We start from the raw sequence: 19,229 nt of genomic DNA, 5'->3' as shown, positions 1-19,229 counted from the left end.
TCTAACTGACTCTATTTCAGGAACAGGCGATATGCAGAGTTATTGGTTTCATCCCAGTGCGGATAACCTAGGGTTGCCAAGAAACTTTGGAATTTCTTTTGCTCATTCTTGGGAACCTGAATACCAATCAAAATACGACCATAGTCAGCGCCATGATTGCGGTAATGGAACAGGCTGATATTCCAGTTTGGCGCCATGCTGGTTAAGAATTTCATCAAAGCACCTGGGCGCTCTGGAAATTCAAAACGGTAGAGCAATTCATCATTAGCAAGCGCAGAGTGACCACCCACCATATGACGTAAGTGTGATTTTGCTAACTCATCATGAGTTAAGTCAATTGTTGCGAACTTTGCTTTACGGAAATGCTTTGCAATCGCTTCGCTATCGCCGGCTTTTTGCGTGCCAATGCCAACAAAAATATGCGCTTCACTTTGATCGCCAATACGATAATTAAATTCAGTTACATTGCGCTTGCCAAGCAATTCACAGAAGCGTTTAAAAGAGCCGCGCTCTTCGGGAATAGTTACGGCAAATACCGCTTCGCGGAACTCGCCAACGTCTGCGCGCTCAGCCACAAAGCGCAGGCGACTAAAGTTCATGTTGGCCCCGCAAGCCACAGCCACTAGGGTTTTCTTCTTGATGCGTTTTTTCTCGACATACTTCTTCATGCCCGCAATGGCAAGTGCGCCAGCAGGCTCAAGAATACTGCGGGTATCAGTAAAGACATCATTTATAGCTGCACAGATTTCATCGGTATCAACGGTAACAATTTCATCTACAACTTTTTTGCAGATGCGAAATGTTTCTTTGCCGACTAACTTGACTGCAGTGCCATCAGAAAATAAACCAACATCTTTCATCTCAATGCGTTTATTTGCCTTCAGTGATTGATTCATGGCATCGGAGTCAGAAGCTTGAACGCCGATTACTTTTGTTTTGGGGCTAACGGCTTTGATGTATTCGCCAATGCCAGAAATCAAGCCACCGCCACCGATGGCTACAAAAACTGCATCAATCGGTTTTTCGTATTGAGTAAAGATCTCGTGGGCGATTGTTCCTTGCCCGGCAATGACATCAGGATCATCAAAAGGATGGACAAAAGTGAGGCCGCGTTTCTTGCCTAAAATTTCTGATTGCTTGAATGCGTCACTATAGGATTCACCATGCAGGATGATTTCTACCCAAGATCCGCCCCTTGCCTTTACTGCATCGATTTTGACGCTCGGAGTGGTTACTGGCATCACGATCACGGCCTTGCACTTCATTTTGGCGGCTGATAGGGCTACGCCTTGGGCATGATTACCGGCAGAAGCAGCAATAACCCCGCGTTTTAGGGCTTCTGGGGGTAAATGGGCCATTTTGTTATAGGCACCACGCAGTTTGAAGGAGAAAACAGGTTGGTTATCTTCTCTTTTGAGGAGAACCTGGTTGCCCAAACGTTTTGTCAGTTCTGGGGCGACCTGAAGCTCTGTTTCTCTGGCTACGTCATAGACGCGAGCCGATAAAATTTTCTTTAAATAGTTCGTTGCCATCTGATGAGCGTACCACGGATGGCTTCTAAGCCCTTAGATTTGCAAGGGTTTATCTGTTTTGGGAGCAACTTTCTCGGAATCCTGCCACTATCAGGTTCGCTCTATTAAAATGCTTATTTATCAAATATGTCGCTATGAACGCACCATTGGCTTTAAACCAGTTGTTGGATGCTGAGGCGGGCTCCCCCCGTCTTCGTGAAATCCCCTACAACTACACCTCCTTTTCTGATCGAGAGATTGTTATTCGCTTGCTGGGCGAGGAGTCGTGGCACGTTCTGAATAACCTACGTGGTGTTCGTCGCACGGGTCGTTCTGCTCGCATGTTATTTGAAATCCTCGGTGATATTTGGGTAGTACAGCGCAACCCTTTCTTGCAAGATGACTTGCTTGATAGCCCAACTCGTCGCAAACAATTAACCGATGCTTTATGGCATCGCTTGGGCGAAGTGAAGAAGCGCAATGGTGGCGATTCTGCAGATCAAGTAGATATCCTATTAAGTGCTGCCTATCGCGCAATTGAAAATTTCGAAAACGGATTTAAAGAAGTTGAAGTCATACGTAAGCGTGCTCGTAAGGAGTTGGGTCGCCACACTGCTTCAGACAATATTTGTTTTGATGGCGTTTCTCGCGCTGCGCACGTTACTGATGCAACTGACTGGCGTGTTGAGTTTCCGCTAGTTGTTCTAAAGCCGGATTACGAATCAGAAATCCCGGGCTTAGTAAAAGCCTGCGTTGAATTAGGTCTGACCATTATTCCTCGCGGAGGCGGCACTGGTTATACCGGTGGCGCGATTCCACTTTACGCAATGTCTGCAGTGATCAACACTGAGAAGTTACAAGATATTGGCGGCGTAAAAACTAAGAAGCTACCAGGGCTTGATAGCGAAGTACCAACAATCTTTACTGGTGCTGGCGTTGTTACCCGTCGAGTATCGGATGCTGCAGAGCTTGCTGGTCTTGTGTTTGCGGTCGATCCTACTTCTGCCGATGCAAGTTGTATTGGTGGCAATATTGCCATGAACGCTGGTGGTAAGAAAGCTGTTCTTTGGGGAACTGCCTTAGACAATCTTGCTAGCTGGCGCATGGTTGACCCCGAAGGTAATTGGTTGGATGTTGAACGTCTTGAACACAATATGGGCAAGATCCATGATGTGGCGACTGTGCGCTTTCAGTTGACTTGGTCTGATGGAAATAGTGAACCAGGTGAGCGCATTCTCAAAAAAGAATTATTAGAAGTTGAAGGTCGGCGCTTCCGCAAAGAAGGTTTAGGTAAAGACGTTACCGATAAATTTTTATCAGGTTTACCTGGCGTACAAAAAGAAGGTTGCGATGGTTTGATCACTAGCGCAACTTGGATATTGCATCGCATGCCGAAATTCATGCGTACTGTTTGCCTGGAGTTTTTTGGTCAAGCACGAGAAGCTATCCCAAGTATTGTCGAGATCAAAGCGTATTTAGATGGCTTAAGCAAGCAGGGCGGCCCAATTTTGGCTGGTCTTGAGCATTTGGATGATCGCTACTTAAAAGCGGTTGGCTACTCTACTAAATCAAAGCGCAATAGCTTGCCGAAGATGGTATTGATTGGCGATATTGCCGGCGATAATGAAGAGGCTGTTGCCGCCGCTACTAGTGAAGTAGTGCGCATGGCTAACTTACGTGTTGGCGAAGGTTTTGTGGCCGTTAGTGCTGAGGCTCGCAAAAAGTTCTGGCTAGATCGTGCTCGTACAGCTGCGATTGCTCGTCATACCAATGCTTTTAAGATTAACGAAGACGTCGTGATTCCTTTGCCTCGTATGGGCGAGTACACCGATGGTATCGAACGCATCAATATAGAGCTTTCACTCAAAAATAAGCTGCAAGTGCTTGATGGCCTTGAGGCTTTCTTGAAAAAGAGTGCACTACCACTGGGCAAGAGTGATGCTGAATATGAAATCCCTACAGCAGAAATCTTGGGTGATCGGGTTCAGCAAGCCTTGGAGCTTATTGCTAAGGTGCGTGGACGTTGGGCGGAGTGGCTCACTGAGATGGACTCTTATTTCCCACGCTTGCAGGACTACAGCTTGCGTGGCTCTTGGAAAGAAGAAGTGCGCTCAGAGCTGCGGATCATTTTCGGCGGTCTTGCATTTGAGCCGATTCTGGCTGAGTTAGAGGCAATCCACAAAAACATTTTGCGTAAGCGTGTATTCGTAGCTCTTCATATGCACGCTGGAGATGGCAACGTTCACACCAATATTCCGGTGAACTCCGATGACTACGAGATGCTGCAAGATGCACATAGTGCGGTAGATCGTATTATGAAACTAGCACGCTCTTTAGACGGTGTGATTTCTGGCGAGCATGGAATTGGTATTACCAAGCTAGAGTATTTAACTGAAGCCGAGCTTAAAGACTTTCGTAGCTATAAGAATCGCGTAGATCCAGAAGGTCGCTTTAACAAAGGCAAGTTGATGCCTCATGCTGATCTCAGTATGGCCTACACACCAAGCTTTGGCTTGATGGGTCACGAGTCGATCATCATGCAACAAAGCGATATTGGAGCGATTGCTGATAGTGTGAAAGATTGTTTACGTTGCGGTAAATGCAAGCCTGTTTGCTCAACCCACGTACCACGTGCAAACCTGCTCTATAGCCCGCGTGACAAGATCCTAGCTACTTCTTTATTAATCGAAGCCTTCTTGTATGAAGAGCAGACTCGCCGTGGTGTTTCGATTCGCCATTGGGAAATGTTTGATGATGTAGCTGCACACTGCACGGTATGTCACAAGTGTTTAACGCCTTGCCCGGTCAAGATTGACTTTGGTGATGTGACCATGAATATGCGTAACCTCTTACGCAAGATGGGACAGCAGCGCTTTAATCCTGGTACCGCTGCATCCATGTTCTTCTTAAATGCAACTAGTCCAGAAAGTATTAATCTTGCTCGCAAGACCATGATTGGTTGGGGTTATAAGTTACAACGCTTGGGCAATGATGTATTGCGTAAGTTTGCAAAACAACAAACTGCTCATCCGCCTGCAACAGTTGGAAAGCCAAGCGTTAAAGAGCAGGTAATCTTCTTTGTAAATAAGAAGATGCCTGGCAATCTTCCTAAGAAAACAGCGCGTGCTTTATTAGATATTGAAGATGCAAACTACGTTCCTATTATTCGTGATCCTAAAACAACTTCTGCAGATACTGAAGCGGTGTTTTACTTCCCGGGTTGTGGGTCTGAGCGTTTGTTCTCGCAGGTTGGTTTAGCTACACAAGCCATGTTGTGGAATGTTGGCGTACAAACTGTTCTGCCGCCTGGCTACCTCTGTTGTGGTTATCCCCAACGTGGCAATGGCGACTTCGATAAAGCAGACAAGATGATTACGGATAACCGCGTGTTATTCCATCGCGTTGCCAATACTCTCAATTATCTGGATATCAAGACCGTAGTGGTTTCTTGCGGCACTTGTTATGACCAGTTAGCTGGATATCAGTTTGAGCAGATATTCCCTGGCTGCCGCATTATTGATATTCATGAGTTTTTAGCAGAGAAAGGCGTAAAGCTCTCTGGCGTTACGGGCGTGAAGTATATGTATCACGACCCTTGTCACTCACCAATGAAGCTTCAAGACCCTTTGAAGACTGTTAATGAGCTCATTCAATTAGAGGATGGCAAGGCCATTCAAAAGAATGATCGTTGCTGTGGTGAATCTGGAACATTGGCCGTGACTCGTCCCGATATTTCTACTCAAGTACGTTTCCGTAAACAGATTGAGATGGAAAAAGGCGCAAATGATTTACGTAAAGATGATTTCACTGGTGATGTCAAAGTGTTAACCAGTTGCCCTTCATGCTTACAAGGTCTCACGCGCTTCGATGCTGATAGCGACACAACAGCCGATTACATTGTTGTGGAGATGGCTCAAAAGATACTGGGTAAGGATTGGATGCAAGACTACGTAACCAAGGCAAACCAAGGCGGTATTGAGAGGGTTCTCGTTTAATGATTCCAGGCAATATCGTTGTGCATCAGCAATCCAAGGTCTTGGAGCTCTCATATGAGAACAGCAAGACCTATCGTTTGCCTTTTGAATTGTTAAGAGTTTTATCACCCTCTGCTGAAGTCCAAGGTCACGGCCCGGGACAGGAAACATTGCAAACTGGGAAGCGCGATGTCTTGATAGCTAACCTTGAGCCAGTAGGGCACTATGCCCTCAAGCCTAGCTTTTCTGATGGGCATGACTCTGGCTTATATACCTGGGACTACTTATTGTTTCTGTGTGAGAACCAGGAGCAATTATGGAAAGAGCATCTAGATAAATTGGCTGCTGCTGGTGTAGACCGTGATACGCCAATGGGCCAGCCTGGTGGCGCATCAGGCCATTCTTGTGGAAGCCACTAATGAGTAAAACGCACTTCGGATATAAAAGTGTTGACGAGTCGGAGAAGGCTGGCAAGGTTGCTGAGGTATTTCATTCGGTAGCCAGTAAATACGATGTGATGAATGACCTGATGTCATTTGGCCTGCATCGTGTTTGGAAAAAAGTGACGATTGCTCGCGCAAATGTTCGTCCTGGCCAAAAGATTTTGGATATTGCTGGTGGTACTGGCGATCTCGCCGCAGCTTTCGCAAAAGCGGCTGATTGGGGGCGCAACCCAGATGCTCAAGTTTGGTTAAGTGATATCAACGCCTCTATGTTGGGGGTGGGGCGTGACCGTCTATTGGATCACGGTATGGCTTTGCCTTGCGTGCAGTTTGATGCTGAAAAAATTCCTTTTCCCAATAATCATTTTGATGTGGTGACTGTTGCTTTTGGTTTACGCAATATGACTCACAAAGATGTTGCTTTAGGTGAAATGCTGCGCGTGATTAAGCCGGGCGGCCGAGTCTTGGTCTTGGAATTTTCTAAGCCAGATGCTTTTTTACAGCCGGTTTATGACACTTATTCCTTTAAGGTTTTGCCTTGGTTGGGTGAGAAGATTGCGCAAGATTCAGAAAGCTATCGCTATCTAGCTGAATCGATTCGCATGCATCCCGATGCAGAAACCCTCAAAGAAATGATGCTGGGGGTTGGTTTTGATGAAGTGGAAACCCACAGGATGACTGGGGGTATCGTTGCCTTACATATTGGTATTAAATACTGATGGTTGTATAGTTTTTAAGCTCTTAAAAACTAAAGAATTTTAGTAGTTAAAAGAAGGGGTAAATATAAAAATGAATAAACATTTTTTTAAAGCAGTTCTCTTGAGTTTTACTTTGATCATTGCAATGGTTGGTCAGGTTGATGCTGCCCGCTTAGGCGGCGGAAGAAGTCTTGGTCGCGCGCCAAGTGCACCAATGCAACGTCAGGCTGCTCCTGTGCAAAAGCCAGTTCAGCAAGCGCAGCCGACTGCTCCGGCCCCAGCTCCGCAAGCACCCGCACCTAGTCGTTTTGGTGGCATGGGCGGCATTTTAGGCGGCTTAGCTGCAGGCTTGGGAATCGGCTATCTCTTATCCCACTTCGGAATGGGTGAGGCAGCATCTTCTCTCATTACTGGTTTGCTTATCGCGATGTTGGCAGGCTTTGTCATCATGTTCATTATTCGTAAACTGTTGCCTGCATTGTCTGGCGCTGGTCAGAATGCCAATGTACCGCCACAGGGTATGCAACGCAGTAGCGTAGAGTCTCCAAGACAGGAACCTGCTTTTACGCCTGCTGCAAATGCATTCGGTGGTGTGAGTGCTGAGCCTGAGGTATTTCAGTCAACCTTACCCCCAGGATTTGATCAGCAAGCATTTTTGGAGAATGCAAAACAATATTTCGTGAGCTTACAAAAAGCTTGGGATCAAGGCGACCTTGCATCTTTGCGTGAATTTACAACGCCCGATATGTTTGCCACGATTCAGCAAGATTTGTCTGGCCGCACCGATGGCAGCAATCAAACGGATGTCGTCACGATTAATGCACAGCTCCTGGGTATCGAGACGGCTGATGGTCATTACTTCTGCAGCGTTCAGTTCAGCGGCATGATCCGTGAGCAACAGGGTGCTCCAGCTAGCGACTTCTCTGAAATCTGGAATTTAAGTAAGCCTTTGGACGGCCCTGGCGGCTGGGTACTAGCAGGCATCTCCCAGTTGGTTTAAGCTTTAGGTACTTTCCGTCGGAAAACCCGCACTAGTGCGGGTTTTTTACACTCATGAATAGACATTTTTCAACCACCCATACGTTTGCTTCTGGCGCAGCTTGCCGGGGGATTAATCACGTTTTGGGGAGTGAGCCCTGGGCCTCGGCTGAGTTGGCTCGGCACGCAAACAAAACCATTTTGTTGCAGCTACCCCTGGGCAATCTTTGTTTTGAGATTAAACCCGATGGTTGTTTAGTCAGCCTTAAAGAAATCGAAGCGCCTTCGCTCACTTTGGAGGTTTCTGCTAAAGCATTGAGCGATTTAGCCGGTAGCTCAGGTTCATTACGTGAGCAGGCTTTTAAGGCTATCAAAATTACTGGTGATGCAGACTTGGCTCAATTGTTAGGTCGCCTCGCGGGACAGTTACGCTGGGAATATGAGGAGGACTTGGCTCGCTTGGTGGGCGATGCACCAGCTAATTTCGCCGTAAGACAGGGAAAAAAGTTTATCTCTGCCACTCGATCTGCTGCAAGCGATTTGCTGGACAATGTAGTGGAGTATGTCAGTGAAGAAAAGAAAGTGCTTTTAAATAAACGAGACTTTATGGTTCGTAAATCTGAGTTAAGTGAATTGCGCGAGTCTGTAGATCGCATGGAAAAGCGCATTCAACTTTTAGAGCAAAAGGCTAAATAAATCGTGCGTCGAATTGCTCGTCTCTTTTTTATATTTTTTACCGCATGGCGTTATGGTTTATTGCCCCTCCTGCGCGATCTTTTAAAGCCTGGTATTCGTCGAGGTTTCTTAACAATATTATGCTGGGCTTCTCCTGGACGCCATTTACCTAGGGGCGACCGCATTCGATTAACGCTAGAGGCACTCGGCCCTATTTTTGTGAAGTTTGGCCAAGTACTTTCTACTCGTCGTGATTTATTGCCAGAAGACATCGCCAATGAATTGGCTAAATTACAAGATCAGGTTCCCCCATTCTCAAATGAAGAGTCACGTCGTTTGATTGAAAAGGATTTGGGGCAACCGATCGAGGAAGTCTTCCTTAGCTTTGATGCAACTCCTGTCGCTAGCGCATCTGTTGCGCAAGTCCACTTCGGTGTACTGCGGGGCACAGATAAACGCCCTGAGTGGGAAGGTCGCGCCGTAGCTATTAAAGTCTTACGTCCAGGCATTCTCCCGGTGATTGATGGCGATATAGCGCTGATGTATGACTTAGCTAAAGTCATAGAAAAGATTTCTGAGGATGGTCGTCGATTAAAGCCGCGAGAGAACGTCGCAGAATTTGATAGACACTTGCACGATGAATTAGATCTCATGCGTGAAGCTGCCAATGGTAGCCAGCTACGCAGACAATTTGCGGATTCTCAAAAGCTGATGATTCCCGAGATGTACTGGGATTTATGTCATACCAATGTGATTGTGATGGAGAGAATGTATGGCATCTCCATTGGTAAAACTGCGGCGTTAAGAGAAGCGGGTGTTGACTTTAAAAAGTTGGCCTCTGATGGCGTAGAAATCTTCTTTACTCAAGTATTCGAGTATGGTTTCTTTCATGCGGATATGCATCCCGGCAACATTATGATTAGCTTGGAGCCTGAAACATTCGGTCGTTTCATTTCACTCGACTTCGGAATTGTCGGCGCATTAAGTGAATCGGATAAAAATTATTTAGCACTCAATTTCTTAGCATTTTTTAATCGTGATTACCGTCGCGTTGCTGAGTTACATGTTGAATCAGGCTGGGTTCCAGCCAATACCCGTGTTGAAGAATTAGAGGGTGCGGTACGATCAGTTTGCGAGCCGTACTTTGATCGCCCGCTAAAGGAAATTTCTTTGGGTATCGTGCTGATGCGTTTATTCCAAACATCACGCCGCTTTAAGGTCGAAATTCAGCCGCAACTCACTTTATTGCAAAAAACCCTCCTCAATGTCGAGGGACTAGCCCGTCAGCTAGATCCTGATCTGGATCTGTGGAAAACAGCGAAACCGATTCTGGAAAAATGGGTAAGCAAGCAGTTAGGGTGGCGTGGTCTTATTGATGGCATCAAGGAAGAAGCGCCTACTTGGGCCAAAATTCTGCCTACATTGCCACGTCTAATTGCAGATAGTCTTGCCCAAGGAAGGCATCAAATAAAAGACCAAACAGGCGAATTGGAGGTCTTGAAGGCCCTTTTGCTCCAAGAAAGGCGTACACATCGCCTCTTGGCTGGCGCAATGCTCTTTGCTGGCGGGTTTTTGGCCGGAATTTTGATTATTAGCCTACGCATTTATTAGTCTCTCGCTGATTAGCCGTTAACCCGCTAAAATAGCGGGTTAGGCAGAACATATGAAAAAATACTTTATTGCTGGCATCCTCGTTTGGGCTCCATTGTCGATCACCGTTTGGGTGATTGCTTGGGGTCTGAACCTGCTCGACGGTGTTTTTGGTTCGGTAATGCACGCCATTATTGTGGTTCTTCCAGCAGATGCCGCTAGAGATTTGCAGCATTTCCGTGATCTACCGGCCGTTGGAATATTGATTGTGATTGCGGTCATACTTCTTACTGGATTGACTGCGATTAATTTTGCGGGACAATGGTGGTTAAAGGTCTGGGATAAATTTGTTAATCGCATACCGATTGTTCGTTCAATTTATTCCAGCGTTCAGCAAGTCTCATCCACTTTATTTTCTGGAAGTGGACAAGCTTTTAGTAAAGCCCTGTTAATTCGTTATCCACATGCAGATTCCTGGGCGATTGCTTTTCAAACCGGGGCACCTGCTGAAGAAGTAACTGCCAAATTAGGCGAAGACTACGTTAATGTTTTCTTGCCAACCACCCCAAATCCTACCTCTGGTTTTTTCATGATTGTGCCGCGTGCACAAACGATTGAATTGGAGATGAGTGTGGAAGAGGCTTTGAAACATATAGTTTCAATGGGCTCTGTTCCCCCCAATAGTTCTAGTGGATTAACTACATCTCAGTTACCACACCATTTTTGATTTATAGGAAATTGTTATGTTGATGCGAAGCCATACCTGCGGCCAGGTAACTGATTCACTGATTGGTCAAGAAGTCACCCTCTCCGGCTGGGTTAACCGCCGCCGTGACCATGGAGGCGTTATCTTTATTGACTTGCGCGACCGCGAAGGTTTTGTACAAGTTGTTTGCGATCCCGATCGTCCAGAGATGTTTGCCCTTGCTGAGCAAGTGCGTAGCGAGTTCTGTATTCAGATCAAAGGCCTTGTTCGTGCACGCCCTGCTGGTACCGAGAACGTCGACTTAGTTAGTGGAAAAGTAGAGATTCTTTGCCATAGCTTAGTGATCCTGAATGCTTCCGTAACTCCACCATTTCAAATCGATGATGAGAATTTATCTGAGACTACTCGCCTGACTCATCGTGTATTAGATTTACGTCGCCCACAAATGCAAAAGAATTTGCGTTTACGTTACAACGTTGCAATGGAGTGTCGTCGTTATTTGGATGATGCTGGTTTTATCGACATCGAAACACCAATGTTGACAAAGAGCACTCCTGAAGGTGCACGTGATTATTTAGTGCCATCCCGTGTGCATGATGGCCAGTTCTTTGCATTGCCACAGTCACCACAATTGTTTAAACAGTTACTAATGGTTGCTGGCTTTGATCGTTACTATCAAATTACTAAATGCTTCCGTGATGAAGATTTGCGCGCTGATCGTCAGCCTGAATTTACTCAGATCGACTGTGAAACAGCCTTCTTAAGTGAACTGGAAATTCGTGATTTGTTTGAAAACATGATTCGTCATATTTTCAAGAAGACCATGAATGTTGAGCTGCCTAACCCATTCCCAACCATGCCTTATTCCGAGGGTATGGCACGTTTTGGCTCTGATAAGCCGGATTTGCGTGTGAACTTTGAATTCACTGAATTGACCGATCTAATGAAAGACGTGGATTTCAAGGTGTTCTCAGGTGCTGCTAACCAAGTTGGTGGCCGTGTGGTCGGCTTGTGTGTTCCTGGTGGCGCTGAAATCAGTCGTAGCGAAATCGATGACTACACCCAATTTGTGAGTATCTATGGTGCTAAGGGTTTAGCTTGGATTAAGGTGAACTCTGTTGCTGAAGGTCGCAATGGTTTGCAGTCACCAATCGTTAAGAATTTGCATGACGTAGCAATTGAAGGAATCTTGAAGCGAACTGGTGCAAAAGATGGCGACATTATTTTCTTCGGTGCTGATAAAGAAAAAGTAGTAAACGATGCGATTGGTAATTTACGTTTACGTGTTGGTCAGTCTGCTTGGGGCAAGGCGCATGGCCTCTTTACTGAGGGTTGGAAGCCATTGTGGGTAGTTGATTTCCCAATGTTTGATTACGATGAAGGTGAAGCCCGCTGGGTTGCTTGCCATCATCCATTCACTAGCCCTAAAGACGAGCATATGAAGTATCTGGAATCAGATCCAGGCAAGTGCTTAGCTAAAGCGTATGACATGGTCTTGAACGGTAGTGAAATTGGTGGCGGCTCTGTTCGTATTCATCAAGAAGCAGTTCAAAGCCAAGTCTTCCGTGCATTGAAGATTAATCCAGAAGAAGCGCAAGCGAAGTTTGGTTTCTTATTGGATGCACTTCAGTATGGCGCACCTCCACATGGTGGTATTGCTTTCGGTTTAGATCGTATCGTGACCATGATGACTGGTGCAGAATCCATTCGTGATGTGATTGCCTTCCCTAAAACTCAACGCGCGCAATGCTTGTTAACTCAGGCTCCTAGCCCAGTCGATGAGCGTCAGTTACGTGAGTTGCATATCCGTTTGCGTCAAGCCACACCTGCTGCTTAAAGAAACTTAAGTAGTGCCTACCTTAAAAATCCCTATTTCGGTTTTAGTTGTTATCTATAAATCGAATAGGGATGTTTTATTAATAGAGCGTGCTGATCGCTCGAGTTTTTGGCAATCAGTCACCGGCAGTCTTGATGAACCCGATGAAGATTTGGCTTTGGCAGCCGGCCGTGAAGTGTTTGAAGAAACAGGTATTGCTGTTAATCAGTTGCCAACAGGTGCATTGCAGAATATGCATCATCAAATCGAATATGAAATCTACCCCGAGTGGCGCTTTCGTTATGCCCCTGGAGTCACCAGAAATATCGAGCACTGGTTTGCATTAGAGGTTCCCGATAACATTCAAATTACACTATCTCCAAGAGAGCATGTAGCTTATGAGTGGCTGTCATACGAAGATGCTGCTAAAAAATGTTTTTCTCCTAGCAACGGCGAGGCTATTCTGAAATTGTTTTCTACGAACTAAGCTCAGTTAAATAGTGAATTAGGAATAAGATAGAGTGATGAGACATTCATCAGGGCATCATCACGGTAGTGCAGATTCAAAAACACCAGGGCGCAGTGATTGGCGTGTTATTCGCGATCTCCTCCCCTATCTTTTAGAGTATCGCTTTAGGGTATTGATTGCTTTGAGCTGCCTATTTGCAGCTAAGGTTGCCAATTTAGGTATTCCAATTGTCATGAAGGAGTTAATAGACTCTTTAGACATCAAAGCCAGCTCCCCTCAAGCTCTTCTAATAGTGCCCCTGGGAATTATTTTCGCCTATGGCGTATTAAGAATTTCCGCATCTGTATTTGCAGAATTACGTGAGGCCTTATTTGCTAAGGTAACTCAGAACGCTGTTCGAAAAGTAGCGCTCCAAGTATTTGAGCATTTACATTCTTTAGCGCTAAGCTTTCACTTGGCCCGCCAAACTGGTGGCGTTAGCCGAGACATTGAACGTGGTACACGCGGCATCCAGTCGCTGATCTCATATTCCTTGTACAGCATCTTGCCAACATTAATTGAGTTTTGTTTAGTGTTGGGCTACCTTGCTTATTCCTACGATATTTGGTTTGCCGCAATTACATTCATTGCTTTAGTCTTCTATATTGCTTTTACAGTAGTGGTGACAGAGTGGCGCACCCATTACCGCCGAACCATGAATGATATGGATTCAAAAGCCAATCAAAAAGCAATTGATTCTCTATTGAACTTTGAGACAGTAAAGTATTTTGGTAACGAAGCTTTTGAGGCTAGCCGTTACGATGAAAATTTGCTGCGTTATCAAGTGGCTGCAGTGAAGTCACAAAAGACCTTGGCCTTCCTGAATCTTGGCCAACAGATCATTATTGCAATTGGTCTGATGCTCATTCTATGGCGAGCTACGGCAGGCGTCGTCAATGGTACGATGACTTTAGGTGATTTAGTTTTAGTTAATACATTAATGATTCAGCTTTACATACCACTCAATTTCTTGGGCGTTATTTATCGTGAAATTAAGCAGTCTCTAACTGATATGGATCGTATGTTCTCTTTGCTCAATACTGATAAAGAGATTGCCGATTCCCCAGATGCAAAACCACTGCAGGTTCAAAATCATGGCCATGGCCCCGATGTGCGATTTGAGCATGTATCGTTTCACTATGAAGCCAAGCGTGAAATTTTGCGTGATGTTAGTTTTAATATTCCTGCGGGAACGATTACTGCGGTAGTAGGTCAAAGTGGCGCAGGTAAGAGCACCTTGGCAAGATTACTGTTCCGCTTCTACGATGTTCAAGTCGGAGAAATTCTGATTGATGGACAGAATATTCGGGATGTGACACAGGCTAGTTTGCGCAAGGCAATTGGCATTGTTCCGCAAGACACCGTGCTATTTAATGATACGATTGGCTACAACATTGCCTATGGCGATCCCTCAGCAACCATTGAAGAGGTGCAAGAGGCTGCTAGGGCAGCCCAAATCGACAGCTTCATTAGGCGCTTACCTGATGGGTATGACACTCAGGTGGGAGAGCGGGGCTTAAAGCTCTCGGGTGGTGAGAAGCAGCGCGTAGCGATTGCTAGAACACTACTGAAGAAGCCTGCCATGTTGATTTTTGATGAGGCTACCTCAGCGTTAGATTCGAAAACAGAACGTGCTTTTCAGGACGAGCTGCTCGGTTTGGCTAAGAACCGAACAACCCTCATCATTGCTCATCGTTTATCAACGATTATTCATGCGGATCAAATATTGGTCATGGATCACGGACAGATTGTCGAACGTGGAACCCATATGGAACTGCTTGCCCATCAGGGTAAATATGCTGAGATGTGGCAAATGCAAGAACGTGCCGCCCTTGATTAGAATAGCTTGATAACTTAGATTATTTCTTCGCCCTCTATGTCAGTAAATAAAGAAACAATTCTCAAAAATGCTTTTACTGCTGCTGTTGCTGTAGCGGATCCGCAAGTCATTGTTCCTCAGCACTTGGCAAAGATATTTCCAAGGGGTCAAGAGCCTACTGGCAGATGCTTAGTTGTTGGCGCAGGGAAAGCTAGTGCATCTATGGCGAGCGCATTAGAAGCATATGCCAAGGTGTATTGGCCGCAAGTGAAATTAGAGGGAGTTGTGCTCACGCGTTATGGCCATAGGTCACCAACTACCGTTATCAAGGTCGTGGAAGCAGGGCATCCAGTGCCCGATCAGGCTGGCATGGATGGGGCAAAAGAAGTCTTAGCGTTAACAAATACTCTGAGACAGGGTGATGTATTGATTGCCCTGGTATCTGGAGGAGGCTCAAGCCTGCTCACCTTGCCGCAAGAAGGCATTTCCATTGATGACATGCGCAAGACCACTGAAGCGCTCTTGCGTAGTGGTGCACCAATTGAAGAAATGAATGTAGTACGTAAACATGTGTCTGCAATCCTAGGTGGCAATTTAGCTAGGGTTGCGATTGAGCGTGGTGCACGAGTAGAGGCACTATTAATTTCTGATGTCACAGGTGATTCACCTGCAGATATAGCTAGTGGTCCATGTGCTGCTGACTACTCAACGTATTTAGATGCACTCAACATCTTGGGAAAATATGATTTGGATGAATCTGTTATTCCTGGATCAGTGTTAAGTCATCTCAAACAAGGTTTAGTGGGAGAAAAGCCAGAGACTCTAAAAGATTCTGATTTAATCTCCGCTCAAGTGGCCAACCATGTGATTGCAACTGCCTATAAAAGTTTAGAGGCTGCCGCTGACTATGTGCGCACGCAGGGTTACGAGCCCATTGTTTTAGGAGATACTATTACTGGTGAAGCGCATGAAGTTGGCGTGGAGCAGGCGGCGTTAGCTCGTGACTATATGGCCAAGGGAATTGATAAGCCGCTTGCACTCATTTCAGGTGGTGAATGTACCGTTACCATTCCAGTAGGCATAAAAGGCCGTGGTGGTCGTTGCAGTGAATACCTGCTATCACTTTTGACTGCTAGTTTTGATTTGTCAAGAATGGCTGCTTTGGCTGCGGATACCGATGGAGTTGATGGCAGCGAAAAGAATGCTGGAGCCTGGTTTGATAGCGCCGTGCGCCAAGCTAGCCAGACCGCAGGCCTGGTGCCAGAGAAATTCTTATCAGCACATGATTGCTATGGCTTCTTTGCAGAATTAGGTGCTTTAGTGGAAACTGGCCCTACACTTACTAATGTGAATGATTTCCGCATCATCTTGCTAGAAAAATAATATGTCCAATAGCCCTACTCAAATTCAATTGATTCAACCAGACGATTGGCACTTGCATATTCGTGATGGTGAAGTGATGAAAGATGTATTGGCTGATACTGCGCGCCAATTTGCACGCGCCATCATCATGCCCAATCTCAAGCCACCAGTAACTACTGTGGATTTGGCTAAGGCCTATCAATCTCGCATTGAATCGAATTTAAGGTCTCTGGGTGTCAGTGACTTCACTCCTTTAATGACTTTATATCTCACTGACAATACGTCTGCAGATGAAGTGCATAAGGCCAAAGCCGCAGGCATTGTAGGTTTTAAGTTATATCCTGCGGGCGCAACTACGAATAGTGATGCAGGTGTCAGTGACCTCAAGCATTGCCATGCTGCATTAGAAGCGATGCAAGCGGTTGGAATGCCCTTGCTTGTGCACGGTGAAGTGACACATGCGGATATTGACATCTTTGATCGTGAGGCGGTATTTATTGATGCGGTATTAGAGCCCTTACGCAAAAAATTGCCTGAACTCAAGATTGTGTTTGAGCACATCACCACTAAACAAGCGGCTCACTATGTACGTGATACGGTGACGAGTGTAAACAATACGATTGCAGCAACCATTACCCCACAACATTTGCTAATGAATCGTAATGCGATTTTTGCTGGCGGTATTCGTCCGCATAATTATTGTTTGCCAGTACTCAAGCGTGAAGAGCATCGCGTTGCTTTATTAGACGCTGCCACTAGTGGTAACTCTCGCTTCTTTTTGGGTACTGATAGTGCACCGCATGCCAAGGGTGCTAAGGAAGCCGCTTGTGGTTGTGCCGGTTGTTACAGCGCCTTTAATGCTCTAGGTTTATATGCGGAAGCATTTGAGAGTGTTGGCAAGTTAGATAGGCTAGAGGGCTTTGCTAGTTTCTTTGGTCCAGACTTTTATTCAATGCCGCGAAATAGCAAAACAATTATTTTGGTCAAACAAGCGCAAAGTATTCCAGCGGAATTGCCTTTAGGTGATGCCACTATCGTGCCACTACGTGCTGGTGAAACCGTCGCCTGGTCACTCGTTTAAAAAATCAAATCATTCGTTTCTTAGCCAAATTCTCCTGACTGCGTTAGACTGCAGTCGCAGAGTCAATTGGGCAATCGCCGCCTCTTTATTGAGGGGGAGGAAAGTCCGGACTCCATAGGGAGGGGTGATGGCTAACGGCCATCCACGGCGACGTGAGGAATAGGGCCACAGAGACGAGCGTATTTAGTTACGGTGAAACGCGGTAACCTCCACCCGGAGCAATCCCAAGTAAGCAGACGATGAGGCGTCCCGCTGAGTCTGCGGGTAGGGAGCTTGAGCCGTTAGGTAACTAACGGCCTAGAGGAATGATTGCCCCTAGATGCAAATCTAGGCGACAGAATCCGGCTTATCGATTGACTCTGCACTTATTCTGAAATGATTTCGACGCTGTAAGTCAGCTCTGCTGTTTTGGCCAACATGGTTGTGGCTGAGCAATACTTTTCATGAGAAAGCTTTACGGCGCGATCTACCTTTGCCTGGTCAAGATCTTTGCCCTTAACAATGAAGTGCAAATTGATCTTGGTAAAGACTTTAGGGTCTTCTGTAGCTCTTTCTGCCTGGAGAGCCACTTCACAGCCGCTAATAGCCTGACGGGCCCTTTGTAGGATTAAAACCACATCAAAGGCTGAGCAGCCGCCCGCGCCCGCTAAAAGGAGTTCCATTGGCCTTGGGGCGAGGTTTCTGCCGCCGGCTTCAGGTGCGCCATCCATGTTTACAAGGTGGCCGCTGCCAGTTTCTGCAGAAAAAGCCATACCGCCATTACCCAACCAACTTACTCGACATTCCATTATTAGTGACCCCTAACTTACTAAATTAACCAATATTATCAATAGTTTACCTATTTTAAGGGAAACTAAGTTGCTGCACAGCAACATAAAAATATTGATTTTGGTCAATATTCTTGCGTTGCACCATAATCCTTGTGTAGAATAACCATATTGGTAGTCAGTCTTGTATAAGACTGCGACTTACCTCCCAGTGTCTCCTCCACCCAAACATAGGTGGATTCCAACCCAGGACTCGTTCCTGGGTTTTTTTTAGGTTACAATTCAAGGCTTTACTGAATTACCGAGCCGGTCAGCGGTAATTTGTTGTACCAGTTAAATTGCAGAATCTGCGAGCTTGCAAACATAAGCAGGGCCAAGGTGGACGTAGTTTGGTTGGGGTAATTTTTTTGACCATAACAATTTGAGAAATCATGAAAACTTTTTCTGCAAAATCCCATGAGGTAGTGCATGAATGGTTCGTGATTGACGCTACGGACAAAGTCCTCGGTCGTGTCGCCAGTGAAGTGGCACTCCGTCTACGCGGCAAGCACAAGCCTGAATACACCCCACACGTTGATACTGGCGACTTTATTGTCGTTATCAATTCTTCTAAGCTCCGTGTCACTGGCACAAAAGGCTTGAACAAAATTTATTACCGTCACAGTGGATACCCAGGTGGTATTAGCTCGACTAACTTCGACAAGATGCAAGACCGTTTCCCAGGTCGCGCTTTGGAGAAGGCTGTGAAGGGTATGTTGCCAAAAGGCCCACTAGGCTATGCCATGATCAAGAAATTGAAAGTTTATGGCGACGCTAATCATCCGCACACGGCTCAACAGCCTAAAGCGTTAGAGATTTAAGGAACCCAAATGGCTATTAATTACGGAAATTGGAATTACGGTACTGGTCGTCGCAAGAGTTCTGTGGCGCGTGTATTCATTAAATCTGGCAAAGGCGAAATCATTGTTAATGGTAAGCCTATCGACGCATACTTTGCTCGTGAAACATCACGCATGATTGCACGTCAGCCTTTGGCTCTCACAGCCCACTTAACGACCTTTGATATCAAAGTAAACGTTTCTGGTGGCGGTGAAACTGGCCAAGCTGGTGCAGTTCGTCACGGCGTTACTCGTGCATTGATCGACTACGACAACGCTTTGAAGCCAGCCCTGTCTAAAGCAGGCTTGGTAACTCGCGATGCTCGTGAAGTTGAGCGTAAAAAGGTTGGTCTGCACGGCGCGCGTCGTCGTAAGCAGTTCAGCAAGCGCTAATTCTTTCAGTCGCTCAAGTTTTATCGAAAG

General features: G+C 46.0%; 16 protein-coding genes and 1 other RNA gene. 15 read left to right on the top strand and 2 right to left on the bottom strand.

The window, feature by feature from the left end:
- Window positions 1–11: 11 nt before the first annotated feature.
- The gene (gene ilvA / locus ICN48_RS04195) at window positions 12–1,532 is read right to left on the bottom strand and encodes a threonine ammonia-lyase, biosynthetic (RefSeq protein WP_216152471.1); all 1,521 of its coding nucleotides are present in this window, start codon (window positions 1,530–1,532) and stop codon (window positions 12–14) included.
- Between the two features lie 134 nt (window positions 1,533–1,666).
- On the opposite strand from ilvA, the gene ICN48_RS04190 reads away from it, so the two are divergent.
- The 13 genes from ICN48_RS04190 (at window position 1,667) to rnpB (ending at window position 17,526) form a co-directional block, all read left to right on the top strand.
- Entirely contained in the window at window positions 1,667–5,506 is a 3,840-nt protein-coding gene (locus tag ICN48_RS04190; protein WP_216152470.1) for an FAD/FMN-binding oxidoreductase, read from the top strand.
- Window positions 5,506–5,904 carry a gamma-butyrobetaine hydroxylase-like domain-containing protein gene (locus ICN48_RS04185; RefSeq protein ID WP_216152469.1) on the top strand — a complete coding sequence of 133 codons (399 nt, stop codon included), beginning with the start codon at window positions 5,506–5,508 and terminating at the stop codon, window positions 5,902–5,904. Before ICN48_RS04190 ends, ICN48_RS04185 begins: the two co-directional genes overlap by 1 nt.
- Complete coding sequence (ubiE, locus tag ICN48_RS04180) at window positions 5,904–6,647, top strand: bifunctional demethylmenaquinone methyltransferase/2-methoxy-6-polyprenyl-1,4-benzoquinol methylase UbiE (protein WP_216152468.1); 744 nt, start codon at window positions 5,904–5,906, stop codon at window positions 6,645–6,647. Before ICN48_RS04185 ends, ubiE begins: the two co-directional genes overlap by 1 nt.
- A gap of 70 nt (window positions 6,648–6,717) precedes the next feature.
- Entirely contained in the window at window positions 6,718–7,626 is a 909-nt protein-coding gene (locus ICN48_RS04175) for a Tim44 domain-containing protein (protein WP_216152467.1), read from the top strand.
- A 53-nt stretch (window positions 7,627–7,679) separates the two neighbouring features.
- Complete coding sequence (locus tag ICN48_RS04170) at window positions 7,680–8,300, top strand: SCP2 domain-containing protein (RefSeq protein ID WP_216152466.1); 621 nt, start codon at window positions 7,680–7,682, stop codon at window positions 8,298–8,300.
- A gap of 3 nt (window positions 8,301–8,303) precedes the next feature.
- On the top strand, window positions 8,304–9,890 hold the full coding sequence (gene ubiB / locus ICN48_RS04165; protein ID WP_216152465.1) for a ubiquinone biosynthesis regulatory protein kinase UbiB: 1,587 nt from the start codon (window positions 8,304–8,306) through the stop codon (window positions 9,888–9,890).
- Window positions 9,891–9,942: 52 nt separating this feature from the next.
- Window positions 9,943–10,596, top strand: coding sequence for a DUF502 domain-containing protein (locus ICN48_RS04160; RefSeq protein ID WP_216152464.1), 654 nt, complete (start codon window positions 9,943–9,945; stop codon window positions 10,594–10,596).
- Window positions 10,597–10,612: 16 nt separating this feature from the next.
- Entirely contained in the window at window positions 10,613–12,412 is a 1,800-nt protein-coding gene (gene aspS, locus ICN48_RS04155) for an aspartate--tRNA ligase (protein ID WP_216152463.1), read from the top strand.
- A gap of 13 nt (window positions 12,413–12,425) precedes the next feature.
- Entirely contained in the window at window positions 12,426–12,878 is a 453-nt protein-coding gene (nudB, locus tag ICN48_RS04150; RefSeq protein ID WP_216152462.1) for a dihydroneopterin triphosphate diphosphatase, read from the top strand.
- A 37-nt stretch (window positions 12,879–12,915) separates the two neighbouring features.
- Window positions 12,916–14,739, top strand: a complete 1,824-nt coding sequence (locus tag ICN48_RS04145) for an ABC transporter ATP-binding protein/permease (protein ID WP_216152461.1) — start codon at window positions 12,916–12,918, stop codon at window positions 14,737–14,739.
- Window positions 14,740–14,775: 36 nt separating this feature from the next.
- Entirely contained in the window at window positions 14,776–16,101 is a 1,326-nt protein-coding gene (locus ICN48_RS04140) for a glycerate kinase (RefSeq protein WP_216152460.1), read from the top strand.
- A gap of 1 nt (window position 16,102) precedes the next feature.
- On the top strand, window positions 16,103–17,161 hold the full coding sequence (pyrC, locus tag ICN48_RS04135) for a dihydroorotase (RefSeq protein ID WP_216152459.1): 1,059 nt from the start codon (window positions 16,103–16,105) through the stop codon (window positions 17,159–17,161).
- A 58-nt stretch (window positions 17,162–17,219) separates the two neighbouring features.
- Window positions 17,220–17,526, top strand: an RNA gene (rnpB, locus tag ICN48_RS04130) — RNase P RNA component class A.
- Here the strand turns inward: rnpB and ICN48_RS04125 are convergent.
- Window positions 17,527–17,949 carry an OsmC family protein gene (locus ICN48_RS04125; protein ID WP_216152458.1) on the bottom strand — a complete coding sequence of 141 codons (423 nt, stop codon included), beginning with the start codon at window positions 17,947–17,949 and terminating at the stop codon, window positions 17,527–17,529.
- Window positions 17,950–18,359: 410 nt separating this feature from the next.
- Between ICN48_RS04125 and rplM the strand changes: the two genes are divergently transcribed.
- Window positions 18,360–18,788, top strand: coding sequence for a 50S ribosomal protein L13 (rplM, locus tag ICN48_RS04120; protein ID WP_072582725.1), 429 nt, complete (start codon window positions 18,360–18,362; stop codon window positions 18,786–18,788).
- A 9-nt stretch (window positions 18,789–18,797) separates the two neighbouring features.
- Entirely contained in the window at window positions 18,798–19,199 is a 402-nt protein-coding gene (rpsI, locus tag ICN48_RS04115) for a 30S ribosomal protein S9 (RefSeq protein WP_072582726.1), read from the top strand.
- Window positions 19,200–19,229: the final 30 nt, after the last annotated feature.

Source organism: Polynucleobacter sp. JS-Safj-400b-B2, assembly GCF_018881975.1.
Taxonomy (GTDB): Bacteria; Pseudomonadota; Gammaproteobacteria; order Burkholderiales; family Burkholderiaceae; genus Polynucleobacter.
Note: the sequence above shows the minus strand (reverse complement) of the source record. Positions and strands in the feature narration are given on the sequence as shown.